The following is a 14,994-nucleotide window of genomic DNA, read 5'->3' as shown; positions in this document are numbered from 1 at the left end:
CATCGGATCCTCTCGTTGAGGGACGTGGCAGCCATCACACAACACCGGGTCGGATTACGCCAGCTGAACGCCCGTTATGGTCGTGAATTTCTCCGCCTACGCACGCCCACCAAGAGCATCGACACCGGCCACGTCGACACGCGCAGCCGGGAGAGTGTCGGCGCTGTCCGACTCGACGGCCAGACCTGCGAGTGCGGCCGGCAGGTCAGCGATCGTCGACACCTCGGCGTCCGGCGGTCCACCGGGTGGGCGGGGCAGACCAAGCCGGTTCAGCCACACCGATCGCAGGCCGAACCGCCGGGGCCCCACCACGTCGTGCTCCCAGGAGTCACCGACGTACACGATCTGCCCGGCGGGCACACCGGCCGCCGCGACCACCGCTGCGTAGAACTCCGGGGCCGGCTTCTTGGGCAGGCCGTTCTCGTGCGCGTACAGCTCGAAGGCGAACTCGCCGGTGAGCCCACATCGTTCGGCGCGGCTGTTGCCGTTGGTGGCGAAGCCCAGTGTGTAGCGGCGGCGCAGCGTGGCCAGCGCCGGTGTCACGTCCGGGAACGGTCGGGTGAGGGCGAACCGGCGGGCGAAGAAGAGATCCGCGAACTCGTCCAGGTGGTCGGCCAGCGCGGCGCGGGTCAGCGACCGGGCCAGCGCGGCACGCCGGATCTCCATCACCGGGGCGGCCGTCAGTTCGCCGAAGACCGCACCCCAGTCGGACTCCAGCTCGGCGAGCGTCACGCCGGCCGCCGCCGGGGTGCGCCGCCGCATCTCGTCGAGGACGGCCACCAGCCCGCCGGTCACGGCGGGGCGCAAATCCAGCAGCGTCTCGTCAGCGTCGAACACCACAGTCGTCAGCACGACGCCACTCTCTCACCGACCGTCGAGCGCCAGCTCGGGTTCGCTCGTGACCGGTGCGGGTGCGGCAGTCGGGGGCGACCGCAGCTCGTCGAGGCGGACCAGGGCGACGCCGGCGACGATCAGCGCACCGCCGAACAGCTGCCACCCCGTGGGCAGCTCGTTCAGGAAGAGCCAGGCGATCAGCACCGCGAAGAGCACCTCGGTCAGCCCGACGAACGACGACAGTCGCGGGCCGAGGATCCGGGTGCCGGCGATGCCGGCGAGGTACGCGATGACGGCGGCGACCAGCGAGAGCCCGGCGATCGGCACCAACCAGCTGGTGGCTTGCCCGGCGAAGGTGACCTCGCCGAAGGTGGCGTGCAGCGGCAGCAGGCCGGTCAGCCCGATGAGGAGCAGCATGGCGGCGCCGACGGCCATTCCTCCGCTGGCCAGGGCGACCGAGGGCAGCCGGGGGTCGACCCGGCCGGCGAGCACGAAGTAGCCCGCCAGGCCGAATGCCGCGCCGAGGCCCCAGATCACGCCCACCGGGTGGAAGTCCGCGGTGCCGGCGAGGTCGAGCACGAATGCCAGCCCGGCCAGGGCGGCCATCGACCCGGCGATGGTGAGCCGGCGGGGTGGCTGCCCGTGTCGCAGCCACATCCAGACCACCACGAGGATGATGCCGAGGTATTCCAGCAGCAGCGCGACACCGACCGGGAGGTACCGCACGGCGTTGAAGAAGCACACCTGGGCCAGTGCCACCCCGAGGAGCCCGAACAACCCGATGGCCGCGGCGTTGCTCCGCAGCACGTGCCACCTGCCGCGCAGCGACAGCAGGGCGGGGATCGCCAGCACCAGGGCGGCCACGCCGACCCGGGCGATCACCGCGGACTCGGCTGACCAGCCGGCCTCGATGAGCGACCGCGCGAAGGTGCCGGAGGTGGCGAAGGTGACAGCGGAGAGCAGCGCCAACCCGACGCCGGCAGCAGGTCGTGAGTGCATGTCGCGCTCCTCGCAATCGGCGTGGTGTCATGAGCAAACTATCCTTGTGCTGATGACGCTAAGCGGAAGCCGTGACAGGAGTCAAGATGCTATTCGCTCATGACACCGAGTGTTCGTTGATCGCCGCCTCGGCGCTGGTCAACACCGCAGGTCGAGACGGTGAGTTGCTGCCGGACGTCGCGGCCCTGGACGCGTTCTTCGTCCGCTACTCCTACAGCGGCCGGCACGAACGCACCGACGCCGAGTTGCGGGCCGTCCGGGATCTGCGGCCCCAACTGCGCCGCATCTGGCACGCCGAGCCAGCCGAGATCGTCGCGGTGGTCAACGGCCTGCTGCTGGAACACAAGGCGCTACCGCAGCTCATCGAGCACGACGACGAGCCGTACCACCTGCACGCGGTGCCCCGCGACGCGCCGCTGGCCACCCGGATCGCGGTGGAGGCCGCCATGGCGATGGCCGACCTGGTCCGTAGCGGCGAGCTGAGCCGGCTGCGGATCTGCGAGTACCCGGACTGCGACAACGTGGTCGTCGACCTGTCCCGCAACCGGTCCCGGCGGTTCTGCGAGGCCGGCTGCGGCAACCGCGCCGCGGTGACCGCCTACCGAGCCCGACGGGCCGCCGGCCGTTCCTGACCGGCTGTCGCCCATTCCTCGGCCCGCACCTCGTACTCCACCTCGCCCTGCTCGGTGCCCGGAATCGGGTCGTCCCACTGGAGGTGGAAGGTCCGCACGTAGTGCAGCCCGGCCTTCACCATCACCCGCCGGGAGCGTTCGTTGACAGTCATCGTCTCGGCCCAGACCCGACGCACCCCGACAGTGTCGAAGGCGTGCCGCACCAGCGCCCGCGACCCTTCGGTGGCCAGCCCTCGCCCCCACGTCGCGCGGCGCAACCGGTAGCCCAACTCGGCCTCGGTGCCGTCCTCCGACGGGTCCAACGCGAACCAACCGAGAAACTCCCCGGACTCCCGATCGTGCGCCGCCCACCGACCCAGCCCAGGATGTCTGTCGTACTGGGCCAGCAACCTCGGCAACTGCTCGTCCCGCACGGTGGCCAGCGGAGTCGCGACGCCACCGGTGAGGAACCGCATCACCTCGGGGTCGCTGTCCAACTCGACCAGCAGGCCCACGTCATCCATGGTCAGCCGCCGCAACCGCAGCCGCTCGGTCCCCACCGGCGCGGCCACCTGATCGTCACCCATGGCCCGGATCATCCCGCCACCCCGTGGACACCGTCGAGCCGTTTACCCGGCCACCCCAGGTCCGCGCCCCTTCGCCCGCCGTCGCGGGCGAGCCGGTCGCGTCAGCGCGGGGGCGCGGCCACGAAGAGCCGCCAGGAGTACGCGTCGACAACGAGCACGGGTCCGCCCGAGTCCTTACTGTCCCGCACCCCGACCACGTCCCCCAGATTCGTAGCCACCTCGACGCACTGGTCGTTGGAACCACTCCGGCTGCTCTTACGCCACCGAGCCCGGCTCAACTCCACGACTCCGCCACTTCCCTCAGCAACTCGATCGACTCCTGCGGTGGCAACGCCTGCCCGAGGGTAGCTTCCCAGGTCCGTTGTAGACGCAACAGATCCGCAGGCCGGTCGAGTTCTTGGCCGCCGATCTGGCCGCCGAGATAGGCAAGATCGCTGTGGTCGGCCACGGTCGCGAGGATGAAGGGCCCGTTCAGACCGGGATACTCCTCGGCCGAGCGGGGCACCACATGGAGTTGAACCCGTGGATGTTCGGTCGACAAGCGCGCCAGGTGCAGAGCTTGCTCGCACATCACCTTCCGACCGCCGACCCGTCGCCTCAGCACCGACTCGTCAAGCACCGCGACCACATGCGGCGGGCGATCCCCGTAGAGGACCCGCTGGCTGTCCATCCGGTCCGCCAGCCGACGCTCGACCTCGTCGGCATCGAGCAGTCGGTCCGACTCGAAGATGGCGCGTGCATAGCCTTCGGTTTGCAGCAGCCCGGGGACGTGCAGCGGGTCGAACCATCGCAGGGCTCGCGCCTGCGCAAGGATCGCCTGCCAGCCCCGCAGCCAGGGCTGCGCCCGGTCCAGGCTCACCAGCTCGGTGGACATGCGGCCGAACAGGCCGCCGGTCTCCAGTGCCCGGTCGACGAGTTCCAGGTACTTGGCGGTGGGCACCTGCTGACCCAACTCGACGGCGCTGACCATCGACGCCGAGTAGTTGACCGCCTTCGCCAGCTCATCCTGACTCCAGCCGCGCCGCACCCGCGCCCGGCGCAGCTCCGCGACCAGGAACGCCGCCGCCGTCATCTGTCCATCGGCCATGCCCAGCCACTCTCCAACCCGCCGACGATCAACTCCAGCCGACCAACAGAGCCGGCGCGGCCCGGGAACAGGGCAGCTACGACAGGCGGGCCGAACCCTTCCGACCGTAGTCGTCCGATCACCAGACTGTGAAGCGCGGCACCGCTCCCCGTCCCCCGGGGCCCGGCGGCGCCGCACGGGACCGCCCGCTCCCCCGTGCCGGGCGGTCCCACCCCCACCCAAGCCGACCAACCGCCCAAGATCGTGCTCGATCCTGGATGTAGTGGGGTCCCAACGTGCGGAAAGCACTACATCCAGGATCAAGCACGATCTTCACGCGCCGCCGCCCTCGGGAGCGCCGGGGGCGCGGGCGCAGGCGGCCCGCGAGCCCGGCGCACCGAGCGAGCAGCGAGCCTGGGACGGAGCGCGGGCACGGGGCGGAGCGCGGGCACGGGGCGGAGCGCGGGCACGGGGCGGAGCGCGGGCACGGGGCGGAGCGCGGGCACGGGGCGGAGCGCGGGCACGGGGCGGAGCGCGGGCACGGGGCGGAGCGCGGGCACGGGGCGGAGCGCGGGCACGGGGCGCGGGGTGCGGAGGCCAGCGCGAGGGCGGGGGCGCCGGGTCGGGGGGTGATGCCACAAACGAGTCAGCTCGAAAGGACCGCAACACCATGCCCCGGACCAACCCGGACGACCGCGCGACCACGCCTCGACGACCGCACCTGCCGCTGCGTCCGCTCTGGCTCTGCCGCGTCTGCGCCGCGCCCTGGCCGTGCGCGGTCGCCCGGCTCACCCTCCGCCGGGAGTACGCGCACGACTGCGTCGGGTTGAGCGTCTACCTGTGCGCGGTCCTGCACGAGGCGGTCGCCGACCTGTACCGGCTCAACCCGCACGATGGGCCGGACCCCGCGGCGCTCTTCACCCGCTTCGTCGGCTGGGCGAGGCCACAAAACCTGCGCTGAGCGGGCCGGCTCAGGGGTGGGTGAGGGGTGGGTCAGGGGTGGGTCATCCGAAGCAGGTCCAACGTCTCGTCGAGCTGGGTGTCGGTGAGCTTGCCGGAGTCGACGTGCCCCCGGGAGATCACCACCTCGCGGATCGAGATCTGCTTCGCCAACGCCTCCTTGGCGATCGACGCGGCCTCGTCGTACCCCAGGTAGCGGTTGAGCGGGGTCACGATCGACGGTGAGCCCTCGGCGTACGCCAGGCAGACCTCGGCGTCCGCGACCAGGCCGGCCACCAACCGGTCGGCGAAGAGCCGGCTCACCGCGGAGAGCAGCCGGATCGACTCCAACAGGTTGCGGCCCATCACCGGGAGCATCACGTTCAGCTCGAAGTCGCCCTGCGAACCGGCGAACCCGACCGTCGCGTCGTTGCCGATCACCTGGGCGCAGACCTGCCGCATCGCCTCGGCGACCACCGGGTTGACCTTGCCCGGCATGATCGACGAACCGGGCTGGAGGTCGGGGATGCGCAGCTCACGCAGACCGGCGCGAGGGCCGGAACCCATCCAGCGGATGTCGTTGGCGATCTTGTAGAGGCCCACGGCGATGGTCCGCAGTTGCCCCGAGGTCTCCACCAGCGCGTCGCGCGCGCCCTGCGCCTCGAAGTGGTTACGCGCCTCGGACAGCGGCAACCCGGTCGACTCACGCAGTTTGTCGATCACGGCGGCGGCGAAGCCGAGCGGGGTGTTGATTCCGGTGCCCACGGCGGTGCCACCAAGCGGCAGCTCGGCGAGCCGGGGCAGGGCGCCCTCCAGCCGTTCCATCCCGTAGCGGACCTGCGCGGCGTACCCGCCGAACTCCTGGCCGAGGGTCACCGGCGTGGCGTCCATCAGGTGCGTACGCCCCGCCTTGACCACCGTCTCGAACTCCGCCGCCTTGGTTTCCAAGGTGGCCGCCAGATGCCCCAGCGACGGCAGCAGGTCCTCCACGATGAACTGGGTGGCCGCCAGGTGGATGGAGGACGGGAAGACGTCGTTGCTCGACTGGGAGGCGTTGACGTGGTCGTTCGGGTGCACCGGCGAGCCCAGCTCACGACTCGCCAGGGTGGCGATCACCTCGTTGGTGTTCATGTTCGACGACGTGCCCGAGCCGGTCTGGAACACGTCCACCGGGAACTGGTCGTCGTAACCACCGTCGGCCACGTGCGCCGCGGCGGCGGCGATGGCGGCGGCCACGTTGGCGTCGATCACACCCAGCTCGCCGTTGACCTCGGCCGCCGCGCCCTTGATCTGGGCGAGGGCCTTGATCTGGGCCGGCTCGATTCCCCGGCCGGAGATCGGGAAGTTTTGCACCGCCCGCTGGGTCTGCGCACGCCACAGTGCCTCGGCGGGCACCTCCACCTCGCCCATCGAGTCACGTTCGATGCGGTAACCGGTCGCCTCTGGAGTCGTCACGCGTACCATCCTGCCGCGCCCGTGGCCGACTCGCAGATGATCCGTCAGCCCAACTCGGTGAGCAGCCGTTCCACCTCGTGCCGGTCCGGCGACTCGACCTCCCGGAACAACACCAGCGCCTGCTCCAGATGCGCGCGGGCCGCCGTCGGATCCGTGGCCAGCACGCACCGGGCGATGCCCTCCAACGCCCGGGCCTTCTCGTAGCGGGCAGCGAGCCGGCTGGCGTCGGCGAGCACCCGGCGGTGCAGGTCGAGCGCGCTGACCGCGTCACCCTGCTCCAACATCGCCCGGGCCAGCAGGTTCCGGGAAGCACACTGACCGATTCGGTCGCCGGCGTCCACCATCGCCACCAGCGCCTCCCGGTGCAGGGCTGCGGCACGCTCCGGATCGCCGGCGACACGTTCCATCACACCGATCTCGTTGAGCACCTCCCCCTCACCGAATCGGTTGCTGGCCCGGCGCTTGAGGTACAACGCCGTCCGCAGCAGGCGACGGGCGGGGCCCAGGTCACCCATCCGGTGCCGGATCATGGCGAGGTGCCCCAACGCGTTGTAGGTCTGCCGGCGGTCCTTCGCCTGCCGGGCCGCCAGGAGGTGCAGCCGGGCCAGGCGTAGCGACTCGTCGTACCGGCCCCAGGCGATAAACGCGTAGGACACGTTGTTCAACAGATTGGTCAGCGCATGGACGTCGACCAAGCCGCGGATCATGTCGAGCGCCTCGTCGAACTTCGCCTTACCCAGCCGGTGGTCACCGTTCGCGGCGTAGGAGACGCCGAGGTTCCACAGCGTGCTGAGCGTGTCGTCACGGAGCCCGAGCCGGCGGCGCACTGTCAGTGCCACCTCCATCGCGCTGATCGCCTCCGGGAAGCGGGCCAACCGGAAGTACGCCGACGAGAGGTAGTTCAGCATGGTGGCGTAGGCCGCCTCGTCGCCCAGCCGCTCGGTCACCCGAAGCCCGATAGTGTGGGTCTCGATCAGCTCGTCGAGATGCCCGCCGTCGAAGTTGAGCCGCCAGCAGGCCCGGGCCAGCTGCCAGCACTGAACCGGGAAGTTCTCCTCCTCCGCCTTCCGGACCAGGGCGGTGAGCGCGACATGGTTCTCCTCGAACCACGCCCGCCCCTCGGCCACCGGGACAGCCAACAGGTCAGGCCGACCGGGCGTGCGCTCGGGAATGTTGCGACGACTGCCCGCCGCCTCGACCGTCCGGGCGATCGCCAAGGTGACCGACAGATGATGATCCAACAGCCGCTCCACGGCGGCGCGGCGTTCGGTCTGCCGCTCCGGGCCGACGAGCAGCAGCCGAGCGTACTCGCGGAGCAGATCGTGCAACCGGTACCGACCCGGCTGCACCTCCTCCACCAGATGCGCGTCGACCAACTCGTCCAACTGCTCCTGGGTGTCGGCCAGGGGCAGGTCGACGAGGGCGGCGGCAACCCGACTGTCGAAGCGCCCCGTCGGGTACAGGCCGAGCAGCGGAAACAGCCGCTGCGCCGACGGTGAGACCTGCGCGTACGACAGTGCGAACGCCTGCCCCACCGAGCGCTGCCCGGCGGTCAGCTCGGCCAACGGGCCCGCCCCGGCGACCAGCCGCTCGGCGAGGTCGGCGACCCGCCAGCGCGGCCGGTGCGCCAACCGCGCGCCAGCCAGCCGGATAGCGAGCGGCAGGTGGCCGCAGCGACGCGCCACCTCGGCCGCCGCCTCCGGCTCGGCGGCGATCCGCTCCATCCCGGCCACCCGACCGAGCAGCTCGATCGCCTCGTCGGCGTCAAGGACCGGCAACGACGACGGCCGGCCCTCGTCGACCCCGATGAGCCGGCGGCGACTGGTGATGAGGACCAGGCTCTGCGCGCCGTTGGGCAGCAACGGTGCCACCTGGTCGGCACTGGCCGCGTTGTCCAGGACCACCAACGCACGGCGGCCGGCCAGCTCGATCCGCCAGAGCGCCAATCGGTCGTCCAGGTTCTCCGGCACCCGCTCCACCGGCACACCGAGCTGCCGCAGGAGGGCCGCCACGGCCGTTGCCGTTGTCAACGGTCGGCGTTCGCTGTGCCCGTGCAGATCGATGAAGAGCTGGGCGTCGGGATAGCGGTCCGCGAGCGCGGTAGCGACGTGTACGGCAAGCGTGGTCTTGCCGCTGCCCGGCATCCCGTCGACCACCTGGATCCGGATGCCGTCCTCCTCGATCTCCTTGACCAGGCGGGCCACCGTCTCCTGCCGACCGATGAAGTCCCCGATCGCCCGGGGCAGGGAACGAACCGGGCCGACGGGTGGGGCCGGCCGACCGGCCAGGGCCAGGTCGCCGGCGAGCACCCGTTGGTGCAGCTCCTGCAGCTCGGCACCCGGTTCGATGCCCAACTCCTCGGCGTACGTCCGCCGGCCCTCGCGGTAGACGGCGAGTGCGTCGGCCTGCCGCCCGACCGAGGACAACGCCAGCATCAGCTGACCTCGCAGCCGCTCCCGCAACGGATTCCGGTCGACGCTCTCCGCCAACTCCTCGATCAGCTCAGCTGCCTGACCGAGGCGCAGTTCGACGTCGACGCACTCCTCCAACGTGGTGAGGCGTTGCTCGTCGAGCGTCTGGGCGCGACGGCGGACGCTCCGGCTCGCGATGCCACCGAGTGTCGGCCCCCGCCACAGGGCCAGCGCGGCGCGGAACTCCATACGCGCCTCAGCCAGCCGGCCGGCGACGACCTGGGCACGGGCCACCTCCACGCGCCGGTTGAAGACCTCGGCGTCCAGGTCGTTCGGTGCGGTACGCAGTCCGTACCCCGCCGGGTCGGTGACGATCAGCTCAGGCGCCAGCCCGAGTTCGGTGAACCGGCGGCGCAGCCGCGACACGCAGGTCTGCAACTGCGCGCGGGCGGTGGCCGGCGGGTGGTCCTCCCACACCGCGTCGACGAGTTCGTCGACCGGCACGAGCCGGCCGGCCCGCAACAGCAGCATGGCGAGGACGGTCCGGTCGCGTCCCGCGGTGACAGTGGCTTCGCCACCGCCCACCCGCAGAGGCCCCAGGATCCCGAACCGCATCTACTCTCCCGCGTCAGTGGTGCAACTTCCAGCAGAGTAGTCCGGTGGTGACAGATCGCCCCGGCCAGGCAAGAGTGATCTGAGAGCGGATCGACAGTGATGCGCAGCAAACTCACTTCGGGTTGTCGGTGACGGCATCCGACGGGGGCGGTGCGCCCGTCCCACCCCAGCGGGGCGGGCGTACCGATTGTCGGTAGAACACGGGCGACAGACGGGTGCCGGGCGGATTCGCCCGGCACCCGTTCGCGTTGCGGTCGGGTCAGCGGCGGCCGACGGTGAGCACCGGCTTGGTGACCTCGGCGAAGAAGTCGTTGCCCTTGTCGTCGACCACGATGAAGGCGGGGAAGTCCTCGACCTCGATCTTCCAGACCGCCTCCATGCCCAGCTCCGCGTACTCGAGCACCTCGACGTGCTTGATGCAGTCCTGGGCGAGGCGGGCCGCGGGGCCGCCGATCGAGCCGAGGTAGAAGCCGCCGTGCTGCTGGCAGGAACGGGTCACCTGACCCGACCGGTTGCCCTTGGCCAGCATCACCTGCGAGCCACCGGCCGCCTGGAACTTCTCCACGTAGGCGTCCATCCGCCCGGCGGTGGTCGGGCCGAACGAGCCGGACGCGTACCCCTCGGGGGTCTTCGCGGGGCCGGCGTAGTAGACCGCGTGGTCCCGCAGGTACTGCGGCATCGGCTCACCGGCGTCCAACCGCTCGGCGATCTTGGCGTGCGCGATGTCCCGGGCGACGACAAGCGGGCCGGACAGGGACAGCCGGGTCTTGACCGGGTACTTCGACAGCTCGGCGCGGATCTCGTCCATCGGCCGGTTCAGGTCGACCCGGACGACCATCTCACCGTCGAGGGAGTCGTCGGTGACGTCGGGCAGGAACCGCGCCGGGTCGGTTTCGAGGCGCTCCAGCCACACGCCCGACGGGGTGATCTTGGCGACGGCCTGGCGGTCCGCCGAGCAGGAGACCGCGATCGCCACCGGGCAGGACGCGCCGTGCCGGGGCAACCGGACCACCCGCACGTCGTGGCAGAAGTACCGCCCACCGAACTGCGCGCCGATGCCGAAGTTGCGGGTCAGCTCCAGCACCTGCGCCTCCAGCTCCAGGTCGCGGAAGCCGTGCGCGCTCATCGAACCCGAGGTCGGCAGCGCGTCGAGGTACTTGGCGCTGGCGTACTTCGCGGTCTTCAGCGCGTACTCGGCGGAGGTGCCACCAATGACGATGGCCAGGTGGTACGGCGGGCAGGCGGCGGTGCCGATCAGCCGCAGCTTCTCCTCCAGGAACTGCATCATCCGCACCGGGTTGAGCAGCGCCTTCGTCTCCTGGTAGAGGTACGACTTGTTGGCCGAGCCACCGCCCTTGGCCATGAACAGGAACTTGTACGCGTCGGGGTGCCCGTCCGGGTCCTCGGCGTACAGGTCCACCTGGGCGGGCAGGTTGCTGCCGGTGTTCCGCTCGTCCCACATGGTCAGCGGGGCGAGCTGCGAGTAGCGCAGGTTGAGCTTGGTGTACGCCTGGTAGACGCCCCGGGAGATGGCCTCGGCGTCGGCACCGTCGGTCAGCACGTGCCGGCCGCGTTTGCCCATCACGATGGCGGTGCCGGTGTCCTGGCACATGGGCAGGACACCGCCGGCGGCGATGTTGGCGTTGCGCAGCAGATCCAGCGCGACGAACCGGTCGTTCGGCGAGGCGGCCGGGTCGTCGATGATCGCCCGGAGCTGCGCCAGGTGCGCGGGGCGCAGGAAGTGCGCGATGTCGTGCATCGCCTCGGCGGTCAACGCGGTGAGCGCGGCCGGCTCCACAGTGAGGAACCGGCGGCCTCCCGGGCCGTGTACGACGTCCACGCCCTCGTCGGTGACCAGGCGATAGTCCGTCTGGTCCGGGCCGGTCGGCAGCAGAGGGGCGTACGAGAATGCGGCGGCACTGCTCATGAGCGGCAAGCCTAGGGCAGACCGGTCGATCACTCCCACCCGCCGGGCGGGTCCTGGGACGCCGCTCTCATCCAGCAGGCGCGCCGGGCCCGGCCGCCGTGCGCATCGTCGGGCGAACGGCCCGCTCAGCCGTCCTTACCGCCGCCCGGGTCGGGGCAGAGTTCCCCCTTCGGCCCGCAGTCGTCGTTGTCCGGCCCGCCGGGGTCGGTGCCGCCCGGCCGGGGATTCCCACCGTCGCCGGGCGGCCGGGTGGACGAGCCGCCGGCCGCGCCGACGAAGCGGACGTACCCGATCTCCCGCCCCTCGCCAATGATCATGCCCTGTGATCCGACGGCGAGAGCGTTCGCCGAGGTGCGCAGGGCGGCCAGCTCCCGGCCGGTGCGCGGGTCCAGGGCGGCCAGCCGGGACGGCTTCTCGTCGGCCACCACCACCGCGTACGGGGTGAGCGCCGCGCCGGCCTTGCCGCTGGCCTGCCGCGTCCAGAGCACCTTGTCGGTGCCCAGCTCACGGGCGATCACGGAGCGTTTGTCGGCGGCCCGGAACACCGCGGAGCGATCGTCCACAGCAATCAACTTGGTGCCCGACTCACCGACCCAGAGCAGCCGTCCGTCGTACCCGTCGATGACCGCCTCACGGCCGTCGGGAGCGACGCCGATCAGCACGTTCCGCGCGCCCTGCGGGTCCTCGCGTTGCACGCAGCCGGCCGAGTCGGCGGTGCGCAGGTTGACGCCGGCCCGCTGCCAGGCCTCCTGCCCGGTGGCCGAGTCCCGGGCGGAGATGGCGAAGTAACAGGTGCCGTCCTGGGAGCGGGCGGCGATCCGCAGCAGCCGACCGCCCACCACGGAGAGCCGCTCGTCCCGGGCCGGCTCGACGTTCTGCAACACCCGGCCGGTGGCGGTGTCGACCACGTGGACCCGACCGTCGACCGGGAAACCGAGCAGTGGCGGCGCGGCCTCGGCCCCGGCCACCCCGTCGTCGATCCGGTTGGCGGTGAGCCGGCGGGTGCCGCGCAGACCCGGGTTGTCGGCGAGCAGGCCGCTGTGCACCCCGGGCAGGAAAGCCGTCCACAGCGGCGCGGTGCCACGCGGGTCCCAGGCGCTCAGGGTGCAGTCGGTGGCGTCGGTGCAGCGGGCGTCGAGGAGCAGATTGCGGTACGTCCAGACGGCAACCGCGTCGTCATCACGTCGCCGGGTCACCCCGGTCGTCGGGTCGAGCAGCTCGTACCCCTTGACCAGGAGCTTGCCCACGGCCACGACCGGGTCACGGTCACCGCCGGCGACCGCCGCCCAGTCGGCCTTGCGCTCCCAGAGCTGGGCGCCGGTGGCCAGGCTGCGGGCCTCGACCCGGGTGCGCTGCTCGACAACGACGGCGTCGCCGGCGATGGTCACGCTGCGCGGAGTGCCGCCGACGCGTTGCTGCCAGACCACGTCGGGCTCGGAGATGGGTTCGCTGCGGTCCACCCAGTCCCACAGGCCGGGGAACGGGTTCCACACGCCGGTCGCGGCGAGGGCGACGACCACGGCGAGGCCGAGCAGCAGCCCACCGCGCACGCTCCCCTTCGCCACACCGCACACCGTAGCCACGATCACGGATCTTCCGTACGCCCGCGTCGCCGTGTCGCCGCGCTTTCTGGGCGGGGAGGTGTTACAGCGCCCTTCCGTCGGCCCGCACGGCGCTGCGCACCAGCGGAAGCGTGCGGTAGGGAATCTGCTCGGCCAGCGCGATGATCGTGGAGGCGCGGGTGATCCCGGCGGACGAGACGATCTGGTCGATGACCCGTTGCAGATCCGTGTTGGAGCGGGCCACGATTCGGCAGAGCAGGTCGCTGGAGCCGGTGATGGTGTGCGCCTCCAGCACCTCGGGGATGGCGGCGAGGTGGGCGGTGACCGGGTCGTGGCCGTGTCGCTGACTGATCTCCAGGGTGACGAAGCTGGTCACCGCGAACCCGATCGCGGCCGGTGCGATCTCGGGGCCGAAGCCCTGGATGACCCGCCGCTCGATGAGCTTGTCCAGCCGGGCCTGGACGGTGCCCCGGGCCACCCCGAGCCGCCGGGAGCACTCCAGCACCCCGATCCGGGGCTCCTCGGCGAGCAGTTCGATCAAGCGCACGTCGAGCGCGTCGAGCTGTACATTCTGCTCACCATTCATGGGCTCAGACCATACCGAATGTGCAACCTGACCAGCATTTCTGTCAACAGTTGCCCACCCCACACCGGGCCAGCGATCCTCGCCACAAGAACCGACCACGGCGGCCCACAAGGCCGGCCGGTACGCGAGGGAGCCCATCATGACCCAGGCGATCGACCGACCCCAGTCGACCGAGGACGTCGACATCGACCGGCTCGTGGGAGCTGTCGACCACGACATCAGCCACGACCCGTTCCCGGTCCGGGGCCTCGACCACGTGCACTTCCTGGTCGGCAACGCCAAGCAGGCCGCCCACTACTACTCCACCGCGTTCGGCATGACCTGCGTGGCGTACCGCGGTCCCGAGCAGGGCTACCGGGACCACGCCCAGTACGTGCTGACCAGCGGCTCGGCCCGGTTCGTGCTGACCGGTGCGGTACGCCCGGACGCCGACGGCTCCGAGCACGTGGCCCGGCACAGCGACGGGGTCAGCGACATCGCGCTGGAGGTGCCGGACGTGGACGCCGCGTACGCGCACGCCATCGCCCAGGGCGCCGCGAGCGTCGTCGAGCCGCACGAGGTGAGCGACGAGCACGGCACCGTGCGGATGGCCGCCATCGCCGCGTACGGCGACACCCGGCACACGCTTGTCGACCGGTCCCGCTACACCGGCCCGTTCCTGCCCGGCTTCGTGGCCCGCGGCCCGATCGTGGACCGGCAGCCGATGATCGACGCCGGCATCCAGCCGAAGCGCTTCTTCCAGGCCGTCGACCACGTGGTCGGCAACGTGGAGCTGGGCCGGATGGACGAGTGGGTCGAGTTCTACAAGCGGGTGATGGGCTTCTCCAACATGGCGGAGTTCATCGGCGACGACATCGCCACCGACTACTCGGCGCTGATGAGCAAGGTCGTGGCGAACGGCACCCGCAAGGTGAAGTTCCCGCTCAACGAGCCGGCGATCGCCCGCAAGAAGTCCCAGATCGACGAGTACCTGGAGTTCTACCAGGGCCCGGGCGCGCAGCACATCGCCGTCGCCACCAACGACATCCTGGCCAGCGTCGACGCGATGCGCGCCGCCGGTGTGGAGTTCCTGGACACCCCGGACTCGTACTACGACGACCCCGAGCTGCGCGAGCGGATCGGCAACGTGCGGGTGCCGATCGAGGAGCTGAAGGCCCGCAAGATCCTGGTCGACCGGGACGAGGACGGCTACCTGCTGCAGATCTTCACCAAGCCGGTGCAGGACCGTCCCACCGTCTTCTTCGAGCTGATCGAGCGGCACGGCTCGCTCGGCTTCGGCAAGGGCAACTTCAAGGCGCTGTTCCAGGCGATCGAGCGGGAGCAGGAAGCCCGCGGCAACCTGTAACACTTGCGAGCGTGACGCAACCTCCGTCGTGCCCGACGCCGCCGGTCGGTGGGCCCC

Annotated in this window: 13 protein-coding genes; 3 read left to right on the top strand and 10 right to left on the bottom strand. The window is 71.0% G+C overall.

Features of this window, described 5'->3' with window-relative positions; genetic code table 11:
* Positions 1-96: 96 nt before the first annotated feature.
* Positions 97-852, bottom strand: coding sequence for an HAD family hydrolase (locus tag ACX27O_RS22965; RefSeq protein ID WP_210859524.1), 756 nt, complete (start codon positions 850-852; stop codon positions 97-99).
* Positions 853-864: 12 nt separating this feature from the next.
* Positions 865-1,833, bottom strand: coding sequence for an EamA family transporter (locus tag ACX27O_RS22960; protein ID WP_358124673.1), 969 nt, complete (start codon positions 1,831-1,833; stop codon positions 865-867).
* Between the two features lie 86 nt (positions 1,834-1,919).
* On the opposite strand from ACX27O_RS22960, the gene ACX27O_RS22955 reads away from it, so the two are divergent.
* On the top strand, positions 1,920-2,465 hold the full coding sequence (locus ACX27O_RS22955) for a CGNR zinc finger domain-containing protein (protein ID WP_210859520.1): 546 nt from the start codon (positions 1,920-1,922) through the stop codon (positions 2,463-2,465).
* Here the strand turns inward: ACX27O_RS22955 and ACX27O_RS22950 are convergent.
* The 3 genes from ACX27O_RS22950 to ACX27O_RS22940 all read right to left on the bottom strand — a co-directional run bounded on the left by ACX27O_RS22950 (position 2,432) and on the right by ACX27O_RS22940 (position 4,118).
* Positions 2,432-3,031, bottom strand: coding sequence for a GNAT family N-acetyltransferase (locus tag ACX27O_RS22950; RefSeq protein ID WP_030327865.1), 600 nt, complete (start codon positions 3,029-3,031; stop codon positions 2,432-2,434). The two genes, ACX27O_RS22955 and ACX27O_RS22950, sit on opposite strands and share 34 nt — an antisense overlap.
* 101 nt (positions 3,032-3,132) lie before the next feature.
* On the bottom strand, positions 3,133-3,315 hold the full coding sequence (locus ACX27O_RS22945) for a DUF397 domain-containing protein (RefSeq protein ID WP_030327866.1): 183 nt from the start codon (positions 3,313-3,315) through the stop codon (positions 3,133-3,135).
* A complete protein-coding gene (locus ACX27O_RS22940) occupies positions 3,306-4,118 on the bottom strand; it encodes a helix-turn-helix domain-containing protein (protein ID WP_030327867.1) in 813 nt (270 codons plus the stop codon). The genes ACX27O_RS22945 and ACX27O_RS22940 overlap by 10 nt, the downstream gene beginning before the upstream one ends.
* Before the next feature lie 649 nt (positions 4,119-4,767).
* Here ACX27O_RS22940 and ACX27O_RS22935 point away from each other — a divergent pair.
* Complete coding sequence (locus tag ACX27O_RS22935; RefSeq protein WP_030327868.1) at positions 4,768-5,058, top strand: hypothetical protein; 291 nt, start codon at positions 4,768-4,770, stop codon at positions 5,056-5,058.
* A 32-nt stretch (positions 5,059-5,090) separates the two neighbouring features.
* On the opposite strand, the gene ACX27O_RS22930 is transcribed toward ACX27O_RS22935, so the two are convergent.
* The 5 genes from ACX27O_RS22930 to ACX27O_RS22910 form a co-directional block, all read right to left on the bottom strand.
* Positions 5,091-6,500, bottom strand: coding sequence for a class II fumarate hydratase (locus ACX27O_RS22930; RefSeq protein ID WP_210859516.1), 1,410 nt, complete (start codon positions 6,498-6,500; stop codon positions 5,091-5,093).
* A gap of 35 nt (positions 6,501-6,535) precedes the next feature.
* Entirely contained in the window at positions 6,536-9,517 is a 2,982-nt protein-coding gene (locus ACX27O_RS22925) for an AfsR/SARP family transcriptional regulator (RefSeq protein WP_458940053.1), read from the bottom strand.
* 259 nt (positions 9,518-9,776) lie between these two features.
* Entirely contained in the window at positions 9,777-11,444 is a 1,668-nt protein-coding gene (locus tag ACX27O_RS22920) for a fumarate hydratase (RefSeq protein WP_030327871.1), read from the bottom strand.
* Between the two features lie 125 nt (positions 11,445-11,569).
* A complete protein-coding gene (locus tag ACX27O_RS22915; RefSeq protein WP_387220349.1) occupies positions 11,570-13,018 on the bottom strand; it encodes an outer membrane protein assembly factor BamB family protein in 1,449 nt (482 codons plus the stop codon).
* 70 nt (positions 13,019-13,088) lie between these two features.
* Complete coding sequence (locus ACX27O_RS22910) at positions 13,089-13,592, bottom strand: Lrp/AsnC family transcriptional regulator (RefSeq protein ID WP_358127886.1); 504 nt, start codon at positions 13,590-13,592, stop codon at positions 13,089-13,091.
* Between the two features lie 139 nt (positions 13,593-13,731).
* Between ACX27O_RS22910 and hppD the strand changes: the two genes are divergently transcribed.
* Positions 13,732-14,937, top strand: coding sequence for a 4-hydroxyphenylpyruvate dioxygenase (gene hppD / locus ACX27O_RS22905; protein ID WP_210864849.1), 1,206 nt, complete (start codon positions 13,732-13,734; stop codon positions 14,935-14,937).
* The last annotated feature ends 57 nt before the right edge of the window (positions 14,938-14,994 follow it).

This window comes from Micromonospora sp. SD19 (assembly GCF_054462275.1).
This window is presented reverse-complemented; position numbering and strand designations above follow the sequence as displayed.